This window comes from Pontimicrobium sp. MEBiC01747, from assembly GCF_053601635.1.
The window spans coordinates 1-1,754 of the sequence record NZ_JBSHNS010000598.1; the positions used below are offsets into that span (position 1 = coordinate 1).

Genomic DNA, 1,754 nt, shown 5'->3' on the forward strand with positions numbered 1-1,754 from the left:
GGTTATTAGTATTTGAATTTTATTTAATATCCTTTCTTTTCTAGACATTATTATTTTTATTTTGAATATCCGTAATTAATCATAAAGTCTATCATCAACCTAAACTTGTTTTAGGTACTCACCATGAAGCATCTTTGTTTATAGATGTTATGTGTTGCTGAAACAAGTTCAGCATGATGTAATAAGTAGCATTATGATACAAAAAAGGACAATTTGTTTATTATTTATAACTATGTTTTTTAGATTATGTTTTCTGCTTCTTCTTTCTAGCTGCAGGAAATAATACATTATTTAAAATTAGTCTATAACCTGGGGATGTTGGGTGCAGGTCTAGTTCTGTTTTTGGGTCTCCTACTTTATGTGTATAATCTTCCGGATCATGCCCTCCATAAAATGTAAAAAAACCTTTTCCTTTTATTCCATGTATATATTTTGCTTCTCCGTTAGTTCTATTTTCTCCCATAACAAGAACATTGGGTTTTATTTCATCCCTTGTAAATGAAGTGGTTTGCCCCATAAATCCTTTTACTAATGCTGTATGATTTTGACATAACATTGTTGGAATAGGATCCCATTTTGCAGAAAAATCCATTAGAGAAAAATAATCTGTTTCTTTTGGTATTTTTCGCTTTCTAGTCATATCTATACTTGAAAACTCATAAATCATTGGACTGCGCTCTAGTATAAAATCTTTAAAGGCGAATGTTTTTCTATAATCTAGTTTAGATTGATAGTTAGCATCACTTCCATCTCCATCGAACATTGGTTCGCAAATATCTACACCTTCTGCAGATAATGCAATATCAAAACTATCTGTTGCACTACACATGGCAAACATGAAGCCTCCTCCTACTACATAATCTCTAATTTTTAAAGCTACTGCTCTTTTCTCTTCTGAAACTTTATTGTAGCCTAAGCTTGTTGCTAATGCTTCGGCTTCCTTTTTTTCTTCTATATACCAAGCTGCTGTTCTATAGTTTCGATAAAACTTACCGTATTGTCCTGTAAAATCTTCATGGTGTAAGTGCAGCCAATCGAATAATACCAAACCATCTTCTAATACTTCTTTATCGTATACTGTTTCATAAGGTATTTCGGCATAACTTAACACCATGGTTACTGCATCATCCCATGGCAATTTCCCTTTTGGTGTATATACTGCAATTTTAGGGGCTTTTTCTAATACTACAGCTTCCATGTTTTTACTTGGGCTACTAATTTCTTCAAGTATACTTTCTGCTTTAGTATTACTTAAGACTTCAAAACTAACACCTCGTATTTTACATTCCCTCTGTATAGCATTATTGTCTGGTAATAAAAAGGAGCCTCCTCTATAGTTTAATAACCATTTTACTTTTAAGTTTTGTTTTAAAGTCCAATAGGTAATTCCATAAGCTTTTAAGTGATTATCTTGTGTTTCAGCATCCATAGGTATTAATATGTAGGATGCAAATGCCTGTGATGAGAACAGTAATATTATTATAAGTGATATTATATTTTTCAAAATATGCTAAATCGTTTTATGCTTCAATCTATAGTAAATAAAGATTAAATCATTTCAATTAATTAACTTGAAAGATACTTAAAAATTATGCTTTATTTTAAGGCTTTAAGTAAATATTAGCAGATATTTATTGTCCAGATCCAGAGATAAGACTGGCAATGCCTTTTGTACTTGGAAATTGTTCAAAAATGATTTTAAGAAATACTGTTATAGGTATTGCCATTATTAAACCTGGTATGCCCCATATAAA

1 protein-coding gene is annotated in these 1,754 nt (G+C 30.9%); it reads right to left on the reverse strand.

What is annotated here, in order from left to right; genetic code table 11:
• Positions 1–244 precede the first annotated feature (244 nt).
• Positions 245–1,429 (reverse strand): asparagine synthetase B, encoded by a 1,185-nt coding sequence (locus ACVC2P_RS20070; RefSeq protein ID WP_452600229.1) that lies wholly within the window; start codon positions 1,427–1,429, stop codon positions 245–247.
• Positions 1,430–1,754 lie beyond the last annotated feature (325 nt).